Here is a 5,578-nt window from a genome sequence, read left to right as displayed (position 1 = left end):
GCCAGTGGGGGCGGTCGGCGTCGCGGAGGGCCGCCGAACGTACCGCCGCCAACTGCCGCTCCACCTCGGCGAAGTGGTCCGGGGCGAGCGGGCCCCGGGCCAGCGCGGCGGCGTTCTCCTCGACCTGCGCGACCGTCCGGGCGCCGGGGATCGGCACGGCCCGGTCGCTGCGCGCCCAGATCCACCCGATCGCCCCCTGCGCGAGGGTGCGCCCGTCGGCGGTGAGCGCGTCGCGCACGGCGGCGACCCGGCGCAGCCACTCCGGGGCGGGCCGGCCGCTGCGGAACCACTCCAGCCAGGTCGGCCCGAGTCCGCGTACGTCGTCGCGGGGCAGCGTGGACTCCGGCGTGTACTTGCCGGTGAGCAGACCCATCCCGAGCGGCCCCCGGGCCAGGCTGGCCAGGTCGTGCTTGTCGCAGGCGTCGAGCATGGCCGGGGCGTCCCGGAGCACCGACAGCGCGTGCTGCACGGCGGCGGCGCCGCGGGCGACCTGGGCGAAGGCGGCAGCCCGGTCGGCCCGGTCGGTGCTCCACCCGTACGACCGGATCAGGCCGGCGCCGACCAGGTCGTCGAGCGTGCCGACGAGCGCCTCGGCCCGGGGTAGCGGCAGGTCGCCGAGGTGCAGTTGGTAGAGGTCGATGCGGTCGGTGCCCAGCCGTCGCAGCGAGTCGGTCACGGCCCGGCGCAGGTGGTGCGGGGAGGCGTTCTCCCCGGTGGCCTGCCGGGTGCGCTCGTCGAACGTGTAGCCGAACTTCGTGGCGATCACCGCCTCGTCGCGCCGGCCGGCGAGCGCCCGCCCGAGCACCCGCTCGCCGTGCCCGGCGCCGTACGTGTCGGCGGTGTCGAACAGCGTGACGCCCAGGTCGAGTGCGCGGCGGACGGCGCGTACCGACTCGTCGTCGTCGACCCGGCCCCAGCCCAGCGGCCGGGCGCCCTCGGCCCACGGGCCGCCGATCGCCCAGCACCCCATGCCGAGGGCGCTCACCTCGATGCCGCTGCGCCCCAACTGTCGTGTGTCGACTGCCACCGCCGCATCCTGTCACCTTCCCGGCGAGCGCGGGCCGGTTCGTAGCCCACGAGTCCGGCCACGGTCACGCCCCGTGACGCCGATCGGGATCAGGCGTGGTGGGGCGGAATTCGTCCCGGCCGGAGGGACGACCGGCCCGGCCCGCGCCGTCGGCCGGGCCGTCCGGGTGCCGGGCGCCTGGGCCTCCGGGCCGCCGGGCCGCTGCCTCAACGCGGTCCGTCAGCGGGCGTGGGCCAGCAGCACCGGCTCGTCCTGGCCCGGCCACGCGCCGGTGAGCCCGCCCGCCGTCGGCACGTCGGCCGGGACGGGCCGCCGGACCACCGCCAGTTCGACGTCCCCCACCCGGACCACCGTCACGCCACCGTCGACCGGGCCTGCCGGAGCCGAAGCCGCTGACACCGGACCGGCCGGGACCGGACGGCCGGTGCAGCTCCCCGTCAGCGTCATGCTCGCCGGGCGCACCTCGCGCTTCCCGTCGACCTCGAAGTACTCCTCGGCCTGACCGGCGTCGGCGAGCACGGCGGCGGCCAGCAGCGGCGGGTACACCGGGTCGCCGCAGGCGTCGTACACCCAGCGGCGGCCGAGCACCGAGTGCTCGACGAGGCCCACGAAGAAGTCGTCCGCCCCGTCCAGCGGCGCGCCCCGGTAGGTCAGCGGCACCTGGAGCACCGGGCCGTCACCGGCGCGCACGAGCAGCGTCTCGACGCCGACCTCACCGGCCGGGTCGTCGAACCGGTACGCCGCGACGCGGGTGACCTCCGCGCCCGCCTCGCCGGCGAACCAGGACCGGCCGGGCAGCCAGGGTACGAGCAGCTCCAGTTTCGAGGGGCGCAGTTCCGCGCGGTGCAGGAGGGCCATGCGCAAGATCGTACTGTCGGAACGGGCCGCCGTCAGGCCGCCGCCCACGCCTTGGCGAGCAGTTCCCGGGTGTCGGCGAGCAGTTGCGGCAGCACCTTCGTCCGGCCGATCACCGGCATGAAGTTGGCGTCGCCGCCCCAGCGCGGCACCACGTGCTGGTGCAGGTGCGCGGCGATGCCCGCGCCGGCCACGCCGCCCTGGTTCATGCCCAGGTTGAAGCCGTGCGCGCTGGAGACGTGCCGGACCACCCGCATGGCGGCCTTGGTGAACGCGGCCAGCTCGACCGTCTCCGGCTCGTCCAGCTCGGTGTAGTCGGCCACGTGCCGGTAGGGGCAGACCAGCAGGTGGCCGGGGTTGTACGGGTAGAGGTTGAGCACCGCGAAGACGTGTTCACCCCGGGCCACCACCAGGCTCTCCTCGGCCGGCAGCCCGGGTGCCAGGCAGAACGGGCAGCCGGCCGGCTTCTCGTAGCCGCCCTCGGGCCGGTCCTCGCCGGAGATGTAGGTCATCCGGTGCGGCGTCCAGAGCCGGTCCAGCCCGTCCGCCAGACCGTTGTCGCCGCCGTACCCGGTGTCCCGCTCCGCCCCTGTCACACAGGCGATCCTACGATCCGGGCCGGACCGCCGCCGAACCGCGCCGCCGCCCGGGCGGCGCGGTCGGCGGACCGCCTACTCGGCGGCGGTGGCGGTGGGGCCGGCGTTGGTGCGCGACTCCACCACCTCACGGACGTGCGCCACCGCCTCGTCGATCGGTACGCCGTTGCGCTGCGAGCCGTCGCGGTAGCGGAACGAGACGGTGCCGGCGGCCACGTCGTCGTCACCGGCGATCACCATGAACGGGATCTTCTGCTGCTGCGCGTTGCGGATCTTCTTCTGCATCCGGTCGTCGCCCAGGTCGACCTCGGCCCGGATGCCGTGCCGGCGCAGCGTCGCGGCGAAGTCGACCAGGTAGTCGCCGTGCTCGTCGCGGATCGGGATGCCGACCACCTGCACCGGCGCCAGCCAGGCCGGGAAAGCGCCCGCGTAGTGCTCGGTGAGCACGCCGATGAACCGCTCGATCGACCCGAACTTGGCGCAGTGGATCATCACCGGCTGCTGCCGGGTGCCGTCGGCGGCCTGGTACTCCAGTCCGAAGCCCTTGGGCTGGTTGAAGTCGTACTGGATGGTCGACATCTGCCAGGTCCGGCCGATCGCGTCCTTGGCCTGCACGGAGATCTTCGGGCCGTAGAACGCCGCGCCGCCCGGGTCGGGCACGAGGTCCAGGCCGGTCTCCAGCGCGCACTGCTCCAGCACGGCGGTGGCGGTCGCCCAGTCGGAGTCGGAGCCGACGAACTTGTCCGGCCGGGAGTCGTCGCGGGTCGACAGCTCCAGGTAGAAGTCGTCGATGCCGAAGTCGCGCAGCAGGCTGAGCACGAAGCCGAGCAGGTGCTTGATCTCGGCCGGCGCCTGCTCCTTCGTGCAGTAGGAGTGCGAGTCGTCCTGGGTGAAGCCGCGCACCCGGGTCAGGCCGTGGATGACGCCCGACTTCTCGTACCGGTAGACCGACCCGAACTCGAACAGCCGCAGCGGGAGCTGCCGGTAGGACCGCCCGCGCGACCGGTAGATCAGGTTGTGCATCGGGCAGTTCATGGCCTTGAGGTAGTAGTCGCTGCCCTCCATCTCCATCGGCGGGAACATCGTGTCCTTGTAGTAGGGCAGGTGTCCCGAGGTGTGGAAGAGACCTTCCTTGGAGATGTGCGGGGTGCCGACGTAGTCGAAGCCCTCCTCGATGTGGCGCGCCCGGACGTAGTCCTCCATCACGCGCTTGAGCACGCCGCCCTTGGGGTGGAAGACCGGCAGGCCGGACCCGATCTCGTCGGGGAAGCTGAACAGGTCGAGGTCCGCGCCGAGCTTGCGGTGGTCGCGGCGGGCGGCCTCCTCCAGAAGCTTCAGGTACGCCTTGAGCTCGTCCCGGGTCGGCCACGCGGTGCCGTAGACGCGCTGGAGCTGCGGGTTGCGCTCCGACCCGCGCCAGTACGCGGCGGCCGAGCGCATCAGCTTGAACGCGCCGATCAGCCGGGTGTTCGGCAGGTGCGGGCCGCGGCACAGGTCCGACCAGCAGACCTTGTCCTCGTTGGCGGCGAGGTTGTCGTAGATGGTCAGCTCGCCGCCGCCCACCTCCATCACCTCGGAGGAGTCCAGCCCCTCCCCCTTGACGTCGATCAGCTCCAGCTTGAACGGCTCGGCGGCCAGCTCGGCCCGGGCCTCGTCCAGGTCGGCGAACCGGCGGCGGCGGAACCGCTGGCCGGACTTGACGATCTCCTGCATGCGCTTCTCGAGCTTGGCCAGGTCGTCCGGCTGGAACGGCTTGTCGACGCCGAAGTCGTAGTAGAAGCCGTTCTCGATCGGCGGGCCGATGCCGAGCTTGGCGTCCGGGAAGACGTCCTGCACCGCCTGGGCCAGCACGTGGGCGGTGGAGTGGCGCAGCACGTTCAGCCCGTCCGGGCTGTCCAGGGTGACCGGCTCGACGGCGACGTCCTCGGCCGGGCGCCAGTCCAGGTCGCGGAGCTGGCCCTGCGGATCGCGGACCACCACGATCGCCTTCGGCCCGCTCATCGGCAGGCCGGCCGCGGCCACCGCGTCGGCCGCCGTGGTCCCGGCGGCGACGACGACGGGGTCGGCCACGACGGGGGTACGGGGTGCGGACACGGTGACTCCTGTCGTCGACGGTACGGAAGGGCCGGTGACCGGCCCCTGCGATGCTATCGGTCGCCCGGACCCGGACCGCCGCCGACGCCGGTGCCCGTTCCCGGCGAGTTCCGTGCCGGGTTGAACCTTTTCGCCCCGCCGCCCGAACTACCAGGTGGGGCCGGAGCCGGTGCCGACCCCAGTCGACGAGGATGGGGACGACCATGAGGATGACCCGTCAGGGCCGGTGGGCGGCTGCGTTGCTGACGGCCGTACTCGCCGGGGCGGTGGGCTGGCCGGGCGCGGCGAACGCGGCCGGGGTGACGGTCACGACCTCGCCCGCCCAGGTACGCCAGGGCGACGCGATCGAACTCGCGGTGCTGGTGCCCGCGGACAGGCCCGGCACGCGGACCACCCGGATCGAGCTGACCATGCCCGCCGACGCCCCGATCGGCGAGGTGTACCCGCTGTCGGTGCCGGACTGGGCGCCGACCATCACCACCCGCACGCTCGACCAGCCCGTCCCCGGCATGCACGCGGCCGAGCTGAACCAGGTGACCCACGCGGTGAGCTGGCTGCGGATGCCCGGCACCGGCACCGGGCCGGCCCGGCTGCCGCTGGGCATGGGACCGATGCCCGCCACCGACCGGCTCACGTTCACAGTCGTGCAGACGTACGACGACGGCACAGTGGTCCGGTGGGCGGACCCGGCGGGTGGCGCGCACCCGGCGCCGACGGTCGAGCTGCTGCCGCCGCTGCCGGGCACCGTGACGCACGACGGCGGCGCCGGTACGAACGGCGGCGCGCACGGCGGTCACGGCGCGGCGGGCGGCCCCGGCGCTGCCGGCGGGGCGCAGGGCGGTGCGGTGGGCGGCACGGCACCGGCGGCCGGTGCGGCCGACGACGGGCCGAGCGCGGACCTGCTGCTGGGCGGCGGCCTGCTCGCCGGGCTGGCCGGTGGCGCGGCGATCGGCTGGCTGCTCAGCCGCCGCCGGCGCGACACCATGACCCTCCCGCCCGACGACAG

At 74.1% G+C, this 5,578-nt stretch carries 5 protein-coding genes; 1 reads left to right on the top strand and 4 read right to left on the bottom strand.

What is annotated here, in order from left to right; all coding sequences use genetic code 11:
• The 4 genes from EAD96_RS00865 to thrS form a co-directional block, all read right to left on the bottom strand.
• Nucleotides 1-1,027: aldo/keto reductase (locus tag EAD96_RS00865; RefSeq protein WP_147457816.1), on the bottom strand; the 1,027-nt coding region annotated here is incomplete at its 3' end.
• A 219-nt stretch (nucleotides 1,028-1,246) separates the two neighbouring features.
• The gene (locus EAD96_RS00860; protein ID WP_121682921.1) at nucleotides 1,247-1,885 is read right to left on the bottom strand and encodes a hypothetical protein; all 639 of its coding nucleotides are present in this window, start codon (nucleotides 1,883-1,885) and stop codon (nucleotides 1,247-1,249) included.
• A 32-nt stretch (nucleotides 1,886-1,917) separates the two neighbouring features.
• On the bottom strand, nucleotides 1,918-2,433 hold the full coding sequence (locus tag EAD96_RS00855; RefSeq protein ID WP_162881603.1) for an HIT domain-containing protein: 516 nt from the start codon (nucleotides 2,431-2,433) through the stop codon (nucleotides 1,918-1,920).
• 120 nt (nucleotides 2,434-2,553) lie between these two features.
• On the bottom strand, nucleotides 2,554-4,572 hold the full coding sequence (thrS, locus tag EAD96_RS00850; protein ID WP_120570577.1) for a threonine--tRNA ligase: 2,019 nt from the start codon (nucleotides 4,570-4,572) through the stop codon (nucleotides 2,554-2,556).
• A 203-nt stretch (nucleotides 4,573-4,775) separates the two neighbouring features.
• On the opposite strand from thrS, the gene EAD96_RS00845 reads away from it, so the two are divergent.
• On the top strand, nucleotides 4,776-5,578 hold an 803-nt coding region (locus EAD96_RS00845; protein ID WP_121682920.1), incomplete at its 3' end, for a YcnI family protein.

Source organism: Micromonospora sp. BL1 (assembly GCF_003667485.1).
GTDB classification, from domain to species: domain Bacteria; phylum Actinomycetota; class Actinomycetes; order Mycobacteriales; family Micromonosporaceae; genus Micromonospora; species Micromonospora tulbaghiae.
This window is presented reverse-complemented; position numbering and strand designations above follow the sequence as displayed.